Consider the following 17,117-nt stretch of genomic DNA (forward strand, 5'->3'; position numbering starts at 1 on the left):
AATCAACTCGTCTGGTCGATGCGTGCGGCGAGCGCGTCGCGCTCTCCGACATCTGCCACGTTGATCCCGAACCGCTCGCTGAGGGCGTCCACGACCGCCGCGGCGTCGTCAAGGCGGATCTTTTCGGTCCCGTCGGCGCGGTGAATGGAGAGGTTGCGGCCAGCCAGGTTCCACCGGGCATCATCGGTGACCGTCGCGGCCGTCAGGCCGGTCACGAACCGCGAAGTGGGGTGCGTCGAGACGAACCAACTGCCCACTTTCAGATCGATCAGCGGCCGAGTTTGCGTGCTGAATTCGTAGAGTGCCTGCCACTCGTCACGGACCAGGGCCTGCAAAACCAGCCCGTCGCCGCGGTCTTCAAGCCGGTACGGTTCGTGGGTCGTCTCTTGGACGCCGCCCGTCTCCAGGCGAATGGGCGACGTCGGCGTCTGGCCACCGAACCCCACGTCGACCAGATACGACCCCGGTGAGCCGGGAAAGGTTACCGCCAGCACGGTGTGGGTCTGGGCGGGGGGCAGCGCGTCCGGCGGAACCATCCAGACCACCCGGCCGGTTAGTCGCCGCACCCGATAGCCGAGTTCCGCCAGCACATAGCCCATCAGCCCGTTGTGCTCGTAGCAGTAGCCGCCGCGGCGCCGGTGAACCAGCTTGTCGGTCAGGGCCTCCGGACTCAGATCATCGACCGGCACTCCCATGAGTGGATCGAGGTTTTCGAACGGGATCGTTCGAGTGTGTGCAGTCACCAGATCCTGCAGTACGTCCAGGGTGGGGTCGGTAGCGCCGCGATAGTCGATGCGCTCGAAGTATCCGCTTAGATCCAGTGCCATAGAGACATTCTGGCCCCAGCGCCCCCGCGCCGTTCGCCGAGCCTGCAAAACGCCTGATCGTCGCTCGCGGTCGAGACCTAAAGCCAGGTGTCCTGGGTGGTGGTAGTGAGGAATGCTTCCAGGTCGTCGCGCCATCGGGCTGGCGTGGTCTTGTCCGGCTCGATACCGGTGTAGTCGCCGCGATAGAACAGCAGCGGCCGCGGCTTGACCTTGGCAACCTCCGACAGCGAATCAACGGCGCCGAATACCACGAAGTGATCGCCGCCGTCATGTACCGATGCCACCGTGCAGTCGATGTAGGCCAGCGACCCGTCGATGATCGGCGAACCAAGTCGCGAAGGGTGCCAGTCGATTCCGGAGAACTTGTCCGGTTCCTTGGATCCGAATCGCGCCGAGACGTCTTTCTGCTGTTCGGTCAGCACATTGACACAAAACCGGCCGCTGGCCTCGATGGCCTTCCAGGATCGCGACACCTTGGTCGGGCAGAACAGCACCAGCGGCGGGTCCAGCGACAAGGCAGCGAACGACTGGCAAGCGAAGCCGATCGGCACCTCATCGTGCAAGGTGGTGATGATGGTGATCCCGGTGCAGAACTGACCCAGCACGGTGCGGAACGTGCGCGAATCGATCGGCGCAGCGGTCATGCTAGCCGCGGGCGCCGACCGTGAAGTCATGACCCCACAGGCTGACCGCGGTGCTCTCTCGGGCGACCCAGTCGTGATCGTCGACTTTCCTTCCTTCACAACCGAATTCGACATCAAACCCGCCGGGCGTCTTCATGTAGAAGGACAGCATCAGGTCGTTGACGTGCCGGCCCAGCGTGGCCGACATGGGCACCTTGCGGCGCAACGCCCGATCCAGACACAGGCCGACGTCGTCGGAGTTCTCCACCTCGATCATTAGGTGCACGATGCCGCTGGGCGTCGGCATCGGCAGGAAGGCCAGGCTGTGGTGTCGCGGGTTGCAGCCGAAGAAGCGCAGCCAGGCCGGCGGCCCGTCGGCGGGCCGGCCAACCATCTGCGGCGGTAGCCGCATCGAGTCACGCAGCTTAAAGCCGAGCACGTCTCGGTAGAAGTGCAACGCCTCGGCGTCGTCGCGGGTGGATAGCACCACATGGCCGAGGCCCTGCTCCGCGGTGACGAACTTGTGCCCGTACGGGCTGACAACTCGGCGGTGTTCCAACGCGGCGCCGTGGAAGACCGCCAGGCAATTGCCGGACGGGTCGCAGAACCGGATCATCTCGTCCACCCGGCGATCGGCCAGTTCAGTGGCGGTGGCCTCCTTGTAGGGCGTACCCTCCACGTCCAGCCGATTCCGGATGTCCTGCAAACCTTCGGCGTTCGAGCATTCCCAGCCTGCCTCCAACAGCCGGTCGTGCTCGCCGGCCACGATGACCAACCGGGCCGGGAAGTCGTCCATCCGCAGATACAGTGCCCCGTCTGGGGCGCCGCCCGGCGCACCTTTGCCCTCGACCATGCCAAGGACCTTCAGGCCATACTCCCGCCAGGCGGCCATGTCAGTGGCCTCGATGCGCAGATAGCCCAGCGACCGGATGCTCATCTCGCACCTCCCAGGAAATCGATCGTCAGCTTGTTGAACTCGTCGAACTTCTCCACCTGCACCCAGTGACCACACTGCCCGAAGACGTGCAGCTGCGCACGCGGAATGGTCTTCAGCGCAACCAGCGCACCGTCGAGCGGGTTGACCCGGTCCTCGCGACCCCAGATCAGCAGCACCGGCTGGCGCAGCCGATACACCTCGCGCCACATCATGCCGGCCTCGAAATCGGCTCCGGCGAAGGACTTTCCCATCGCCCGCGTTGCCATCAACGATTCCGGCGTGCTGGCCAGCGCGAACCGCTGATCCACCAACTCGGGGGTGATCAGGTTCTTGTCGTAGACCATGACCCGCAGGAACGCCTCGAGATTTTCCCGAGTGGGCTCAACAGAGAATTTCCCGAGCCGCTTCACACCCTCGGTCGGGTCGGGCGCAAACAGGTTGATACTCAAACCACCGGGACCCATCAGCACCAGGCGCCCGGCCCGGTCGGGGTAGTCGAGCGCGAACCGGACCGCGGTGCCGCCACCCAGCGAGTTGCCCACCAGCGGCACCCGCCCCAGCTCCAACTGGTCGAACAGCCCTTTGAGCGCGGTCGCGGCATAACGGTTGAACTGCCCGTGCTCCGCGCGCTTGTCGGAGTGGCCGTAACCAGGCTGGTCGACGGCCAGCACATGGAAGTGCTGCGCCAGCACCGCGATATTGCGCGAGAAGTTGGTCCAGCTCGCCGCGCCGGGCCCACCGCCGTGCAGCAGCACCACCGTCTGGTCGTTGCCGACGCCCGCTTCGTGGTAGTGCAGCTTGAGCGGTCCGTCTACGTCGACTTCGGCATAGCGCGAGGTCGATTCGAATGTCACTTCCTCGGTAGCTGTCATTTGGCCTAGACCATGGTGTCGCCGGGCGGCAACCCGAACTCGTGGTTTCCGAAGATCACATATGCGCGTTCGGGATCGTTGGCAGCGTGCACCCGGCCAGCGTGCGCGTCGCGCCAGAACCGTTGGATCGGAGCGTCATTGGATAGTGCGGTGGCCCCCGATGCCTCGAACAGCCGGTCGATCGAGGCGATGGATCGCCCGGTTGCGCGTACCTGGTCGCGGCGCGCGCGAGCACGCAGCTCAAAGGGAATCTCCTTGCCGGCGGCCAACAGTGCGTACTCGTCACCGACGTTGCCAATCAATTGGCGCCACGCGGCATCGATGTCGCTGGCCGCCTCGGCTATGCGCACCTTGGCGAACGGATCCTCCTTTGCCTTTTCCCCGGCGAACGCGGCGCGCACCCGCTTACCCTGGTGCTCCACGTGCGCCTGGTACGCACCGTAGGCCATCCCGACGATCGGCGCCGAGATTGTAGTGGGATGCATTGTGCCCCAGGGCATTTTGTAGACAGGAGCGGTGTTGGTCTGCAGCCCACCCGCGGTGTGGTCATTCATTGCCCGGTAGGACAGGAACCGGTGCCGGGGCACGAAGATGTCCTTAACCACCAGCGTGTTGCTGCCGGTGCCACGCAAGCCGACCACGTACCACACGTCCTTGATCTCGTACTCGCTGCGCGGGATCAAGAAGCTGCCGAAGTCCACCGGCCGGCCGTCCTTGATGACCGGGCCGCCGACAAACGTCCAGCTGGCATGGTCACAGCCCGAGGACCAGTTCCATGACCCGTTGACCAGGTAGCCGCCGTCGGTCACGACGCCAGCACCCATGGGCGCATACGAGGACGAGATCCGCACGGTGGGGTCCTCGCCCCAAACCTCTTCCTGGGCCTTCTGGTCAAACAATGCGAGATGCCAGTTGTGCACGCCGACGATTGAGCTGACCCACCCGGTGGAGCCGCACGCGCTGGCCAGCCGGCGCGTCGCCTCGTAGAACAGCGCGGGGTCGCATTGCAGTCCGCCCCACTGCTCGGGCTGCAACAGGGTGAAGAAGCCAACGTCGTCGAGCGCTTTGACGGTCTCGTCGGGCAGCCGCCGCAGATCCTCGGTCGCCTGCGCGCGCTCGCGAATCTGCGGAAGCAGATCATCGATGGCAGCCAACACCGACTGCACATCACGCTGTTGAATGGATGTCACTTACGTTTGCCTCCCGGGAGTGCGGATTGATTTCGGAGACCGATCGAAACCTAGAAAAAGACTAGAACACGTTCCGATTTGTGTCGAGCTAGGTATTCCTGCGGCTGGTAGCGATACCAATCATGTTTTCTGTAACATGTTCTAGTTATGACGGAAGAGAGGGCGGGTCTTGACCGAGGCGATTCCCGACGAACCACTCGGCGACCACGTTCTTGAGCTGCAGATCGCCGAGGTCGTCGACGAAACCGACGAGGCGCGGTCGCTGGTCTTCGCGGTGCCGGATGGACCCGACGAACCAGCCATCCCCCCGGAGCGGCTGCGCTACGCGCCCGGCCAGTTCCTGACGCTGCGCGTGCCCAGCGACCGCACCGGTTCGGTCGCGCGGTGCTACTCGCTGTGCAGCTCCCCGTTCACCGACGGCGCCCTGACGGTTACGGTCAAACGAACCGCGGACGGATACGCGTCCAACTGGTTATGCGACAACGCCCACAAGGGCATGCGCGTCCACGTGCTGGCCCCGTCGGGCAACTTCGTGCCCAAGACACTCGACGACAACTTCCTGTTGCTGGCCGCGGGTAGCGGGATCACCCCGATCATGTCGATCTGCAAGTCGGCGCTGGCCGAAGGTGGTGGGCAGGTGACATTGGTCTACGCCAACCGCGACGACCGCTCGGTGATCTTCCGCGATGCGCTGCGCGAGCTGGCCGCCAAGTATCCCGACCGGCTCACGGTGGTGCACTGGCTGGAATCGCTGCAGGGCCTGCCGAGCGCGACCGCGCTGGCGAAGCTGGCCGCCCCGTTTACCGACCGGCCCGCGTTCATCTGTGGGCCCGGTCCGTTCATGCAGGCGGCACGGGACGCCCTGGCAGCGTTGAAAGTACCGGCCGAGCAAGTGCGCATCGAGGTGTTCAAGTCACTGGATTCAGATCCGTTCGCAGCGGTGAAGATCGAGGACTCTTCCGACGAGCCGCCGGCCACGGCGGTGGTGGACCTCGACGGGGAAACCCATACCGTGTCGTGGCCACGGAACGCCAAGCTGCTCGACGTGCTGCTCGATGCGGGGCTCGACGCACCGTTCTCATGCCGGGAAGGCCACTGCGGCGCGTGTGCCTGCACGCTGCGCAGCGGCAAAGTGAATATGGAAGTCAACGACGTGCTGGAGCAGCAGGATCTCGACGACGGGCTTATTTTGGCCTGTCAATCTCGCCCGGAATCTGATTCGGTGGAAGTGACCTACGACGAGTAGTCCGCGAAGGGGTGCGCGATGAAGTGGCTGATACCGGGCCTTCCCGCGGTCGCAGTGATCGTCGGACTGATGGTGACGTTCCTGCCCGGCCCGGTTGCCCGCGCCGGCAGCAACACCGCCACCACGCTGTTCCCCGTCGACGACGTCACCCAGCTCGAGACGCACACCTTCGTCGACTGCCACTCCAACGGCAGCTGCGACTTCACCGCGGGTGCCAACTTGCGCACACCCGACGGCCCCACCGGGTTCCCGCCGGGACTGTGGGCCCGGCAGACCACCGAGATCCGCTCGTCGAGCCGGTTGGCCTACCTGGATGCCCATGCCACCAGCCAGTTCGAGCGGGTCATGAAAGCGGGCGGCTCCGACGTGATTACCACCATCTATTTCGGCGAAGGCCCGCCCGAGAAGTACCAGACGACCGGCGTCATCGACTCGACCAGTTGGTCGACCGGCCAGCCGATGACCAACGTGAACGTCATCGTCTGCACACACATTCAGGTCGTCTACCCCGGGGTCAACCTGACCTCGCCGAGCACCTGCGCGCAGACGACATTCGCTTAATGCGTAGCGCGGTTATCCGGCGCACTTGGCGCCCGTCGGGTAGACCGCCCAAGGGTTCTGCGTTCCGCAGCACAGGTACGGTATCTGGTATGCAGAAACAGCGATCGCGTCGCGTTGCCGCGCGTGGCGGTGTGAAAGATCCGCTGGCACCGCAATATCCGATCGAGTCGGTGGACAGGGCGTTGCAGCTGATCTTGCTGTTTGGCGAACAGCCCGAGATCCGGTTGACCGAGGCAACCCGGTATCTCGGTGTCGCCTCGTCGACCGCGCATCGGCTGCTCGCGATGCTGCAGTATCGCGGGTTTGTTCGGCAAGACGCGATGTCGAAGGCCTACTACCCTGGCCCCGCGCTAACCGATGTGGCGTTCTCAATATTCCGCCGAATCGACGTGGAGGGAACGGCAAGACCCGTTATGCGTCGGCTCTGCGAACGTCTTAGGGAGTCCGTGCACGTGGGCATGTTGGACGGAGCTATCGTTCGCTTCATCGCCGGCGCGGAGGGGCCAACAACAGTCCGCGTGGGGTTGCGAGTTGGGCGCACCATGCCGGCGCACTGCACCTCGACGGGCAAGGCGATGCTCGCCCAACTGTCCGACACGCAAGTCAGCCAGCTTTATCCGGATGAAGACCTCGAGTGCATCACCCCACATTCGATCGCAAGCAGAACCGACTTGCTCAAAGAGCTTTCCCGCATCCGTCGGCGGGGTTACGCCACTAGCCGCGGAGAGAGTGAGGAAGACGTTGCCTCAGTTGCCGTGCCGATCCGCACGCAGGCACCCGGTCTGCGCTTGGCTCTCAACGCCGCCGCCCCGACCAACCGGCTGAGCTCGTCGCAGTATCGGTTTGTGGCGGCGTTGCTGGTGGAGGGCGCCAAGGAGATTGGCGATCACCTCACATAGTCCGTCGGCGGCCGCTGCGTGATGCGAGCAAGTTCGTTGCGCCAGGCGGCGTCGACGGTGAGACTTGGCCTGAGATCGGGCAGGTCGGCCCAATCTTGTTCGTCAATCTCGCGCAATGTTCCGCCGGCGGAGACCACTCGCAACGACATGCGTGCGATTCGGTCGAGGCTAATCCCTTGTAACACCGCCTGCTGTACCGTGCCCGCGGCACTGACGATTCCGTGGCCACGGCAGATCAGCAGCGACCGGCCTGCCATCGCCGCCACCATCTCCCTGCCCAGCTGAGTGTTGCGGATAAGTACCGAGCGCTGATAGACCGGCACCCCGGCGCGTGCGTGCCACGCGCCCGGGATATCGAATGCGCCGTAGATCGGCCGGATGGTGATTCCAGCGAGATCGACCGCCACCACGGCAGGCGGGTGCAGATGTGCGACCGCCCGGTGTCGCGGGTTTGACAGCATGGTCTCGGCGTGGATCGGGAACTCGTTGGGCACCTGGTAGCCGTCGAGCTCGCCTGCCGCACCGGCGGTTCCGTCGAAGCAGACGAGCCGGACGTCATCGGCGCCAGTGCAGGCCAGTCCGGTGTCGCTGTCGCTGCGGCAGCGGATCAGCAGGTGTCGCTCATCAATTCGGAGGCTGATATGGCCAAGGGTGCCGTCGACCAGCCCACGCGAAGCCGCAACTCGGCACGCCTGCGCGACCAGCAGGCGTTGCTGTGCAAGGTCATCCGTCCGGATCATCTGGCCCCCGTGGCAGTCGGGTACCGGGCCTCAGCAAGCTGTGCCAAAGCGCGTCTGATCACCGGATATGGTGTTCGCTCAGTGAGTGCTTTGCGTCCCGCAATCAGTGCGCGCGGCCAGTTGACGACGACTATCCCGGCGAATGTGCGACCGTCGGGACTGTACAGTCCGGCGAATCGGCCGGCGTTGTCCCCGATCACCTCGACGTGTCGGCCGTCGGCAAGGCACGCCACGCCCGCGATCCTGATCTTCCAGTCGTATTGATCGCTCCAGACGTATTCGACCGGGTCATAGGCAACCGGGTCGCTCGGTTGGGTGATGTTGTGCGCTACGGCCGCGGCCTGATCGACGGCGTTTGTCCAGTGTTCGATGCGGGTGAGTCGGTCGTGTCGCGGGTTCTGCCAGCGGCAGACATCCCCTACGGCGAACACATCTGGGGCATCCACCGCGCGTAGGTACTTGTCGCATATCACACCGTTGTCGATATGCAGACCGGAGGAGGCTAGCCACTCATCATTGGGAATCGCGCCGATTCCGACGACGATGCAGTCGGCATGCAGGATGCGACCGTTGGTCAGCTCCACACGGAACCGCCCGCGATGTCCGTCGATGCCTCCAACCCCGATTCCGAAATACGTTGTGACACCTTTGCTTTCGTGCAATTGCAGAAATCGTTCGCCGATTTCGGGTCCGAGCACGCGTTCCATCGGCACCCGACAGGGGTCAACGAGGGTGACGGTCAGGCCCATCGATCTCGCCGTCGCGGCGGTTTCGGCGCCGATAAAGCCACCACCGATTACCACCAGCCGGCCACCTCGCTCGAGGTCCGCGCGCAGTCGCTTCGAGTCATCGAGGGTGCGCAGCAGGTGAACTCCGTCGGGTTGGCCCCACGGTGACGGCCGGGCTCGCGCTCCGGTCGCGATGACCAGATGGCGAAATGCCAGTCGCTCACCAGATTTCAGCTTCACCTCATTGTGCGCCAGATGCAGTTCAGTTACCCGGCACCCGAGCCGCATCTCGATCCCCAGTCGATCGGCGTCCGCATGCCCCAGCAGGGTCACGTCATCGGCGGTCACGCCGCCGGCGAGGAACCCCTTTGACAGCGGTGGCTTGTCGTAGGGCGTCACCGGTTCGTCGCTGAAGAGCACGATCCGTCCGCGGTAGTCTGCGGCACGCAGCGCCTGCGCGGTGCGAACACCACCGACTGACGCACCTACGATGACTACCGCCTCGCGGTTCATCACTCCACCACCCGCAAAGCCGAGACCGGGCAGCTTCGCACCGCTTGCTCGACGCGGGCGCGCTCAGATTCGGCAATGTCCGTCTGCAGCAAGACCACGACACCGTCGTCGTCGATATCGAAGTAGTCATCTGCGGCGGCCACACAGTTCGCGTAGCCCTGGCAAGTTCCGGTGTCGGATTCGACCGTTGCCATGCTTGTTGTTCCTTCCTGTCAACTAGTCTGCACGTGTTTGGGCGCGCCCATGCTGGCTCCGCCGTCGGGGTGTGTGGTGCTACCCGTGATGCCTCGGGATCGGTCGGACGCAAGAAATACAAAGCTCCAGGCGTGATCTTCGCCGGAGAGCGCGACATTGAGCCGAGTTCGCCCAGCGAGCTCGCACGCCCGGTCGGTCTTCGCATCAAGTCGGATGTCGTTCTGAGACAGGCTCTTCAAACCACGAAGGTCGGTGTTCAGCGTCCCGCCAGGCGCCACACCATTCACTCGAACGTGTGGCGCCAGTTCGTAGGCCAGCGTGGTGACCAGGCCGCGCACCGCGAATTTCGAAGATACGTACAGCACTCCTCCGCGACCCGGATAAAACGACGATGTCGACTCGGCGAGCACAATAGAAGCTCCCCCCTGAGACGCAAGCTCGGACACCGCGGCCTTGACAGACTGAAGATGGCTCAGCACATTGGTCCGGAACATCTCGTCGAATGCATCGCTAAGGTCGTCGCCGTCGATCTCGGTAATCCCCTTGTAGAAGTCGAAGACACCGACACAGTTGACCAGTGTGTCCAACCCGCCAAAGGCGTCCACCGCGGCGGCGACCCCGCGATCGTTGGCTTCGCGAGTAGTCGCATCCCCCTCAACCACAGGCACGTCGGGCAGTTGATCGCGCAGCGTCGCGCATTTGCCGCGGTCGCGTTCCAGCACGGCTACCTGCGCACCTTCGGCGCGGAATGCATCAACGACCGCCCTACCGATTCCGGAGCCCCCACCCACGACCAGAGCGCGCTTGCCGGCAAGCCATCCACTCATCGCGGGCCCTCCTCGGGAATCAGCGGGGCGTACATGTTGCCCACCATCGCCGCGAGAGTGTGGGTATTCTGCCAGGTCAACGCCTCGACTTCGAGCGCATCGAGGGTGATCCACTGTCCGGACTTGGGCGATGTGATCAGCAGTCGTGATCCGTTACGGGTGTCAACACGCCGCACCACGACCTCGGTGAATTCGTTTGCGATCGTCACTGCTTCACCGACTGCACGTGTTTCAAGTTCGCCGAGTTCTCGTGCGGCCCGTCGTGCCGCTTCGGCGTCTGCACGCTCGCCTTCCCACTCGAGAGTCATAGGAACAGCGCCAGGTTCTGCATCCGGATGACCGACTCATCGATCAAGATGGTGCGCCGCGCCAACTGCCACCGCTGGCCGTTGAAGCGCAATAGGTCTTCGCGGCCGCACGAAACCAAGGCACCTTCGTTGACATCGCCCCGGCTGCGGAAGAGCAATTCGGCCGATTCGACGACCACGTGTGCGTCGACTTCGGTGGCGAAGGTACGAACGTTCGTGATGTAGTGCCGCAGTCTCGACGGCGGATCCTCGGTCCAGGCATGCTCGGTGCAAAACCGCGCCACCCGTCGGCTTAGCGAGTACTTGTTCTCGTCGAAATGGGCCATGCCCGGCGAGGTGTCGAAACCGGCGCCGAGTGCGGTGGTGACCCGCACCGGCATGAGGTAGTGGATGTCATCGGTCAGCAGATCCAACCATTCACGATACCGCTGTGCGTCAAGCAGATACGCTTCATCGACCAGGAACTTATGTGCCTGAAGGTGCCGATCATCGTTGAATAGCAATGATTGCGCCATCCGTTGCAGGCGTGGCGCATGACCGCCGAGGACCGCCCGCTCCGAATGGGTCTCTATCGGACGTCCCCGGCGGAATCCGGCGGGGGCCGACTGTTGGGTACTCGTCATGGCAGCCTCACCGGCTCTTCGTTGTTGCTCTGGTGTGCCGACTTTGCCCGGTTGGTCTGTGCGAGCGGGGTGATTCCGTCGGGGTTGTAGGTGCCGATGTCGGTCCGGCGGCTTGGCGCTGGCGGCGACTCAAGATGGTCGGCCCACAACCCGAGCAGCGATCGCTGATTGTGTTCGTTGTAACCGACGTGTGCCACCCCGGGCCCGTGGAACTGTTGTGGCGGTAGCGGTTCGACGACCGGGCGGCCATCGGCGAGCAGGCCCATCCGACTATTCAGGCGCAGTCGACGTGCCATCGAACCTGCGGCCGTATTGGTGAGCGAGACCCAGTTCTCCACATCGTCCTGCTCGAACATCCCGGTCGAGCCGAAACACATGAGATAGGCCCTATAGGAATCCCTTTTGTACGCTTCGGGTGCGGCCGAATCGACCGCGAACCACGAATAGACCTCGGTCTCGTGCTCGTCGATTGGCTGCCACATCCGGATCGAGATGAACGGCAACACGTCACTGCCGTCTTCAACCTTGGGCCAATTGTGCACGAAGCTCAGGTTCGGAAAGCACGATGCCGCCGAGATCATGAAGCCGTCGTCACCGACCAATTTTTGCTGCTCGGGCGTCCAAACACCCTTGATCCGGTTGATCATATCGTCGGGGTACCCGACGTAGCGCAACCGTTCTTCGAACGTCCCCGGCGGAAGCTTGTACGTGGTTCCACCACCCTTGTGCGCCCAGTACGTCGCTCCGTGCTTGCGCTTCTCGGCCTTGGGTTCGCGGAACAAGCCGATCTCCACGACAGAGGCGTGAGTCTGAGGCGTGTGGTACATATCGCCGGCGAAGTTCTCGACGCCGATCTTCCAATTCGCTTTAATGCGCCAGCGTTGTGGTCCATGCACTTCCAGCCCGTGGCCGCTCTGCTTGGTGTAGAAGTCAAGGTAGAACTTGAAGTCCCCCAGGAATTCCCCGAGCGGCTCAGCATCCGGATCCATGCTGATGAAGATCAGACCGTTGTAGCTAGCCAGGCTGGGCGCCGGCAATAGCGTCTGGCCCTTCTTCCGGAACCCGTCCTCCCCGCCGTAGGCGTCGTGATGGAAGGGCAGACCGATGATCCGGCCGTCATTGCGGTAGGACCACCCGTGGTAGGGGCAACGAAAGTTTGAGGCATTGCCCATCTCGGCGCGGCATACCTGCATACCGCGGTGCAGGCACATGTTGAACATCGCCCGGATCTCGCCCTGCGAATCACGGGCAATGATGAACGAGTCGTCGAGGATCCGTCGGACGACGTAGTCGCCATCCTGCGGGATCTCGGACTCGTGCGCGACAAACAGCCAGGCACGACTGAACAGCCGTTCCTTCTCGAGTTCGAAGAGTTCGGGGTCGTTGTAGATATGCGCGGGAATCATGCCGCGGCGAACGTCGTCGAAGACTTGGCGGTGATTGACCATACAAATATCTCCCGTAGCGTGTTCTGTATAACAGAGAACCAATTCTGTTCTATAGACAGATACTGATTGAGCAAGGAACCGCCGTCAACAGTTCTCTGCATGACAGAGACGGGTTGACGCCTTGCCAAGGCCTGGTTCACTCTCTAACAGACAGACTGTTTATCTGTTGAACAGAGCACCCGGGGGAGGTGGAAACGCAAGATGTTCACGTCGGACGCGCACATGAAGACAGGAAGCCACATCGTGAACTCTATGAAGGCAGCCGGAAGTCAGGCCGAGGTCACCGCGCAGATGGCGATGATCGAAGCTAGCTACCACCGGACCTCCATCGAGGAGACCCAGCCACGGCTGAACTATCCGCCCTACCGCGGCAGCCAGTTTCGGCACCCCACCAAGGAACTCCACGACGTGGATCCGGAAGCAATTGAGTTGTCCGCGCCGTGTTTTGGCGAACGCGACGTCCACCCGCTGGAATCGGATCTGACCAGCCAGCACGGCGGTCAGCCGATCGGCGAACGCATCGTCGTTTCAGGGCAGCTCTTGGATAGCCTGGGCCGCCCGGTGCGCGGTCAACTCATCGAGATCTGGCAAGCAAACGCCGGCGGGCGTTACGCCCACAAGCGCGATCAGCATGCGGCCCCGCTGGACCCGAACTTCACCGGTGTCGGCCGCTGCCTGACCGACTACCACGGCGGCTACCGCTTCACCACGATCAAGCCGGGCCCCTATCCATGGCGGAATCATCACAACGCATGGCGGCCGGCGCACATCCATTTCTCAGTGTTTGGACACAGTTTCACGCAGCGGATGATCACCCAGATGTACTTCCCGAACGACCCGTTGCTCGCTCTCGACCCCATCTACCAGTCCGTCACCGACCCGAAAGCCCGGGCTCGGCTGGTGGCCGCCTACGACCACGACCTCAGCATCCATGAGTGGGCCACCGGCTACCGATGGGACATCGTGCTGACCGGCAACACCCGCACCCCCATGGAGTCCCGATGACCACGGCACTCACCGCCACTCCGGGCCAGACCGCGGGCCCATTCTTCGGTTGCGCGCTGCCCTTCGAGCGCGGCAACGAGCTGGTGCCGCCCGGAGCGCCCGGGGCCATCCGACTACACGGCGTGGTTATGGACGGTGCGGGCACACCCGTTCCAGACGCACTCATCGAGATCTGGCAGGCCGACGCCGACGGTGTGATCCCGGCCGCCACCGGCTCGCTGCGCCGAGACGGCTGGACCTTCACCGGCTGGGGCCGCGCTGGCACCGACGACACCGGTCACTACAGCTTCACCACGGTGAAACCTGGTGGATTGCATGAGAATCCCGCACCGTTCATCGCGGTGACCGTGTTTGCCCGAGGGCTACTGAACCGACTGTTCACCCGCGCCTACCTGCCCGGCGATCGACTGGGGGACGACAAGCTGATCACATCGCTGCCCGCCGAGCGCCGCTACACCCTGATCGCTGTGCCCGACGAGCACGGCTTCCGCTTCGACATCAAGCTGCATGGCGACAACGAGACAGTATTTCTGCGCTACCCGGGACATCGGCGATGACCGACTTGCTCTGGCCGGGCGATCAGCGCGCCGGCGATCTAATGAACGATTCGGCGTTTCTTGCCGCCATGCTAACTGTCGAAACTGCCTGGCTGACTGGGCTTGTCGACGCCGGTGTGGCACCACAGGCCGCTCGTGCGGACCTGACCGGACTGGTATCAGATAGCGATGCCGAGGCGCTTGCCGTGCATGCGGAACGAGACGGCAGTCCGGTGATCGGTCTGGTGGGCCTACTCAGACAACGCAGCGGTGCCGAGACCGCCCGATGGTTGCACCGCGGACTGACGAGCCAGGACGTCATCGACTCCGCACTGATGATGTGCGTGCGCGATGCGCTGTCGGCAATCCGAGCCCAAATCACGCAGCAGGTAAGCACTCTCGCCGAGCTGGCCGAGACGCACCACACGCCGGTCCTGGCCCGCACGCTGACGCAGCCGGCATTGCCAAGCACTGTCGGAGCCCTGCTGGCGAATTGGCTGTCGGGGGTGCTGGACGCCGCCGGAACCCTCGCGGCCCTGCCCGCGCTGCCCGTGCAGGCTGGCGGTGCCACCGGGACCCTCGCCGCAGCGACCGAACTGACCGGGTCGGCCGAGGTAGCTCTCGCGCTGGCCGCCCGGCTGGCGTTCGCACTTGGCTTGGCCGCCGCGCCGCCATGGCACACCACCCGGACGGTAATCACCCGGGTTGGCGACGCGCTGGTCACCTGCTGTGATGCCTGGGCGCACATCGCCAACGATGTCGCGACCCGCAGCCGTCCCGAAATCGGCGAGCTGGCCGAGGGCAACGGCGGCCGCTCGTCGACCCTGCCGCACAAGAGCAATCCGATCCTCTCGGTGCTGATCCGCCGGGCCGCGTTGTCGGCTCCACCGCTGGCCGCGACTCTGCACGCGGCATCGGCAGCCAGTGTCGACGAACGCTCCGACGGTGGGTGGCACGCGGAGTGGGCGACCCTGCGCACCCTCACGCGCCGCACGGTTGTTGCCGGGGCGCAGGCTAGTGAACTGCTGGCCGGGCTAACAATCGACGCCGAACGGGCCGCCACGAATCTCGCTGCAGCCGGCGATGTGCTCGCCGAGCAACGGTCCATGACCGAATTGAGCAGGCAGTCAGCACTTTCCGGCTATACCGGCGCGGCAGATCGCCTCATCGACGTCGTGTTGCAGCGCGCCCGTCACCACATCGCGGAGACGAAGTGACCGTCCCGCGCCTGGTCGGCACCGACTTCGGCGGACCAGCGGAAGCCGACGTGCTACTTCTGGGCCCGTCACTTGGCACCTGCGCAAAGACACTGTGGGCGGCCACCGCCGAACGGCTTGGGAAGCAGGTGCGCGTCGTGGGCTGGGACTTGCCCGGACATGGCGGAAGCCCTGCTGCAGCATCGCCATTCACTATCGCCGAGCTGGCGGCCGCCGTGTTGGCGCTGGCCGATGACGTCACCCGGGCAGGGCAGTTTCACTACGCCGGCGTTTCCGTCGGTGGCGCGGTCGGATTGCAACTGATGCTTGATGCGCCGGATAGGCTGGCGTCGGCAGCCCTGCTGGGCACCGGCGCGGTGATTGGCAGTCCCCAAGAATGGACCACTCGTGCGGCGGCGGTGCGGGCAGGGGGCACCAAGGCACTGGCGGACATTGCGGCTGAGCGCTGGTTCGCCGCGGGGTTTGTCGACCGCCAACCAGCGGTCGCCGCGGCGCTGCTCGACGCGTTGCGTGTCACCGACCACCAGTCATACGCACAGGTATGTGCGGCACTGGCGGAATTCGATGTCACCGACCGGCTCGTCGAGATCACCACGCCCGTCCTGGCGGTCGCTGGCGCCGAGGACCGCGCCACCCCTCCGGAATGCTTGCGGCAGATCGCAAACGGGGTCCATGCTGGTCGGCTGGTGGTGCTCGGTGGAACGGGACATCTAGCTCCCGCGGAGGTGCCCGAGCGAGTCGCCGACCTCATCCTCGGCCAGCTCGGAGCCCGGAACACAGCGTATGCCGCCGGGTTCGCGGTGCGGCGCGAGGTACTCGGCGAGGACCATGTCGACCGCGCCGTCGCCGCGAAGACCGCATTCACCGCCGACTTCCAAGACATGATTGTCCGCTACGCATGGGGCAGCATCTGGACCCGTCCCGGGCTGGACCGGCGGAGCCGGTCGCTGATCACGCTGACCGCGCTGGTCGCCCGCGGCCACCGCGACGAGCTGGCCATGCATCTGCGTGCCGCACGACGCAACGGGCTGACCAACGACGAGATCAAAGAGCTGCTGTTGCAGACGGCGATATACTGCGGTGTGCCCGAAGCGAATTCGGCGTTTCGCATTGCCAACCAGGTGCTCGCCGACTACGACGAACGGAAGGCATCGCGATGAGCCGTGCGGTAGTTTGCGATGCGGCCGCCGACGCGGTCTCGGGAACATCGGATGGGGCAACGATTCTAGTCGGCGGCTTTGGTTTGGCCGGCATGCCGAACCTGCTGATCGATGCGTTAATCGAGCAAGGCGCTACCGACCTGACCATTGTCAGCAACAACGCCGGCAACGGTGACAGCGGGTTGGCCGCGTTGCTGGCCGCCGGTCGAGTGCGCAAGGTGATCTGCTCGTTTCCCCGCCAGCCGGATTCGTATGTGTTCAACGGGCTGTATCGAGCCGGCAACATCGCCCTGGAACTCGTGCCTCAGGGCAATCTCGCCGAGCGCATCCGTGCTGCGGGTGCGGGCATCGGAGCCTTCTTCTGCCCCACCGGGGTCGGTACCGCACTGGCCGAAGGCAGAGAAACACGCACGATTGATGGCCGCAACTATGTGCTCGAGTACCCCATCCACGGTGACGTCGCGCTGATCGGTGCGCACATCGCGGACCGGGCCGGAAACCTGGTGTACCGCAAGACCGCCCGCAACTTCGGGCCCGTGATGGCCACGGCCGCCACGCTAACGGTCGCCGAAGTCTCCCGCATCGTCGAAGTCGGCCAGCTCAACCCAGAGAGCGTCGTCACACCCTGCATTTTCGTCGACCGCATCATCCAGAGGTGACCA

The 17,117-nt window shown here is 64.3% G+C and carries 20 protein-coding genes; 8 read left to right on the top strand and 12 right to left on the bottom strand.

Annotation, left to right across the window (positions count from 1 at the left end; genetic code table 11):
- Positions 1-2 precede the first annotated feature (2 nt).
- The 5 genes from AADZ55_RS21250 to hsaA all read right to left on the bottom strand — a co-directional run bounded on the left by AADZ55_RS21250 (position 3) and on the right by hsaA (position 4,449).
- Complete coding sequence (locus AADZ55_RS21250) at positions 3-827, bottom strand: arylamine N-acetyltransferase family protein (RefSeq protein WP_085325315.1); 825 nt, start codon at positions 825-827, stop codon at positions 3-5.
- A gap of 77 nt (positions 828-904) precedes the next feature.
- Positions 905-1,471, bottom strand: a complete 567-nt coding sequence (hsaB, locus tag AADZ55_RS21255; protein ID WP_085325314.1) for a 3-hydroxy-9,10-secoandrosta-1,3,5(10)-triene-9,17-dione monooxygenase reductase subunit — start codon at positions 1,469-1,471, stop codon at positions 905-907.
- Between the two features lies 1 nt (position 1,472).
- Entirely contained in the window at positions 1,473-2,387 is a 915-nt protein-coding gene (gene hsaC, locus AADZ55_RS21260) for an iron-dependent extradiol dioxygenase HsaC (RefSeq protein WP_085325313.1), read from the bottom strand.
- The gene (hsaD, locus tag AADZ55_RS21265) at positions 2,384-3,259 is read right to left on the bottom strand and encodes a 4,5:9,10-diseco-3-hydroxy-5,9,17-trioxoandrosta-1(10),2-diene-4-oate hydrolase (RefSeq protein WP_085325312.1); all 876 of its coding nucleotides are present in this window, start codon (positions 3,257-3,259) and stop codon (positions 2,384-2,386) included. The genes hsaC and hsaD overlap by 4 nt, the downstream gene beginning before the upstream one ends.
- A gap of 5 nt (positions 3,260-3,264) precedes the next feature.
- Positions 3,265-4,449, bottom strand: coding sequence for a 3-hydroxy-9,10-secoandrosta-1,3,5(10)-triene-9,17-dione monooxygenase oxygenase subunit (hsaA, locus tag AADZ55_RS21270; protein WP_085325311.1), 1,185 nt, complete (start codon positions 4,447-4,449; stop codon positions 3,265-3,267).
- Positions 4,450-4,618: 169 nt separating this feature from the next.
- Here hsaA and AADZ55_RS21275 point away from each other — a divergent pair, with 169 nt between their 5' ends.
- From AADZ55_RS21275 to AADZ55_RS21285, 3 genes are all read left to right on the top strand, one after another.
- Entirely contained in the window at positions 4,619-5,695 is a 1,077-nt protein-coding gene (locus AADZ55_RS21275) for a ferredoxin--NADP reductase (protein ID WP_085325310.1), read from the top strand.
- A gap of 18 nt (positions 5,696-5,713) precedes the next feature.
- Positions 5,714-6,256, top strand: a complete 543-nt coding sequence (locus tag AADZ55_RS21280; protein WP_085325309.1) for a hypothetical protein — start codon at positions 5,714-5,716, stop codon at positions 6,254-6,256.
- A gap of 89 nt (positions 6,257-6,345) precedes the next feature.
- The gene (locus tag AADZ55_RS21285) at positions 6,346-7,155 is read left to right on the top strand and encodes an IclR family transcriptional regulator (RefSeq protein ID WP_085325308.1); all 810 of its coding nucleotides are present in this window, start codon (positions 6,346-6,348) and stop codon (positions 7,153-7,155) included.
- Here AADZ55_RS21285 and AADZ55_RS21290 read toward each other — a convergent pair.
- Genes AADZ55_RS21290 through AADZ55_RS21320 form a run of 7 tightly spaced genes read right to left on the bottom strand, consistent with a single transcriptional unit; the run spans position 7,143 to position 12,537 of the window.
- On the bottom strand, positions 7,143-7,895 hold the full coding sequence (locus AADZ55_RS21290) for a class II aldolase/adducin family protein (RefSeq protein WP_085325307.1): 753 nt from the start codon (positions 7,893-7,895) through the stop codon (positions 7,143-7,145). The genes AADZ55_RS21285 and AADZ55_RS21290 overlap by 13 nt on opposite strands.
- Positions 7,892-9,136 carry an NAD(P)/FAD-dependent oxidoreductase gene (locus AADZ55_RS21295; RefSeq protein WP_085325306.1) on the bottom strand — a complete coding sequence of 415 codons (1,245 nt, stop codon included), beginning with the start codon at positions 9,134-9,136 and terminating at the stop codon, positions 7,892-7,894. The genes AADZ55_RS21290 and AADZ55_RS21295 overlap by 4 nt, the downstream gene beginning before the upstream one ends.
- Positions 9,136-9,330 carry a ferredoxin gene (locus AADZ55_RS21300; RefSeq protein ID WP_085325305.1) on the bottom strand — a complete coding sequence of 65 codons (195 nt, stop codon included), beginning with the start codon at positions 9,328-9,330 and terminating at the stop codon, positions 9,136-9,138. Before AADZ55_RS21300 ends, AADZ55_RS21295 begins: the two co-directional genes overlap by 1 nt.
- 18 nt (positions 9,331-9,348) lie before the next feature.
- A complete protein-coding gene (hcaB, locus tag AADZ55_RS21305; protein ID WP_085325304.1) occupies positions 9,349-10,158 on the bottom strand; it encodes a 3-(cis-5,6-dihydroxycyclohexa-1,3-dien-1-yl)propanoate dehydrogenase in 810 nt (269 codons plus the stop codon).
- Positions 10,155-10,466, bottom strand: coding sequence for a dihydrodiol dehydrogenase (locus AADZ55_RS21310; protein WP_085325303.1), 312 nt, complete (start codon positions 10,464-10,466; stop codon positions 10,155-10,157). Before AADZ55_RS21310 ends, hcaB begins: the two co-directional genes overlap by 4 nt.
- Complete coding sequence (locus tag AADZ55_RS21315; RefSeq protein WP_085325302.1) at positions 10,463-11,089, bottom strand: 3-phenylpropionate/cinnamic acid dioxygenase subunit beta; 627 nt, start codon at positions 11,087-11,089, stop codon at positions 10,463-10,465. The genes AADZ55_RS21310 and AADZ55_RS21315 overlap by 4 nt, the downstream gene beginning before the upstream one ends.
- Positions 11,086-12,537, bottom strand: coding sequence for an aromatic ring-hydroxylating dioxygenase subunit alpha (locus AADZ55_RS21320; RefSeq protein WP_085325301.1), 1,452 nt, complete (start codon positions 12,535-12,537; stop codon positions 11,086-11,088). Before AADZ55_RS21320 ends, AADZ55_RS21315 begins: the two co-directional genes overlap by 4 nt.
- Positions 12,538-12,789: 252 nt before the next feature.
- Here AADZ55_RS21320 and pcaH point away from each other — a divergent pair, with 252 nt between their 5' ends.
- The 5 genes from pcaH to AADZ55_RS21345 are packed head-to-tail and all read left to right on the top strand — an operon-like array spanning position 12,790 to position 17,114.
- Complete coding sequence (gene pcaH / locus AADZ55_RS21325; protein WP_119184971.1) at positions 12,790-13,542, top strand: protocatechuate 3,4-dioxygenase subunit beta; 753 nt, start codon at positions 12,790-12,792, stop codon at positions 13,540-13,542.
- Positions 13,539-14,099 (top strand): protocatechuate 3,4-dioxygenase subunit alpha, encoded by a 561-nt coding sequence (gene pcaG, locus AADZ55_RS21330; protein WP_085325299.1) that lies wholly within the window; start codon positions 13,539-13,541, stop codon positions 14,097-14,099. Before pcaH ends, pcaG begins: the two co-directional genes overlap by 4 nt.
- Positions 14,096-15,295, top strand: a complete 1,200-nt coding sequence (locus AADZ55_RS21335) for a lyase family protein (protein ID WP_085325298.1) — start codon at positions 14,096-14,098, stop codon at positions 15,293-15,295. Before pcaG ends, AADZ55_RS21335 begins: the two co-directional genes overlap by 4 nt.
- On the top strand, positions 15,292-16,455 hold the full coding sequence (gene pcaC, locus AADZ55_RS21340) for a 4-carboxymuconolactone decarboxylase (protein WP_085325297.1): 1,164 nt from the start codon (positions 15,292-15,294) through the stop codon (positions 16,453-16,455). Before AADZ55_RS21335 ends, pcaC begins: the two co-directional genes overlap by 4 nt.
- The gene (locus AADZ55_RS21345) at positions 16,452-17,114 is read left to right on the top strand and encodes a 3-oxoacid CoA-transferase subunit A (protein WP_085325296.1); all 663 of its coding nucleotides are present in this window, start codon (positions 16,452-16,454) and stop codon (positions 17,112-17,114) included. Before pcaC ends, AADZ55_RS21345 begins: the two co-directional genes overlap by 4 nt.
- Positions 17,115-17,117 lie beyond the last annotated feature (3 nt).

Origin of the sequence: Mycobacterium decipiens (assembly GCF_963853665.1) — a bacterium.
In the GTDB taxonomy this organism is placed as follows: Bacteria; Actinomycetota; Actinomycetes; order Mycobacteriales; family Mycobacteriaceae; genus Mycobacterium; species Mycobacterium decipiens.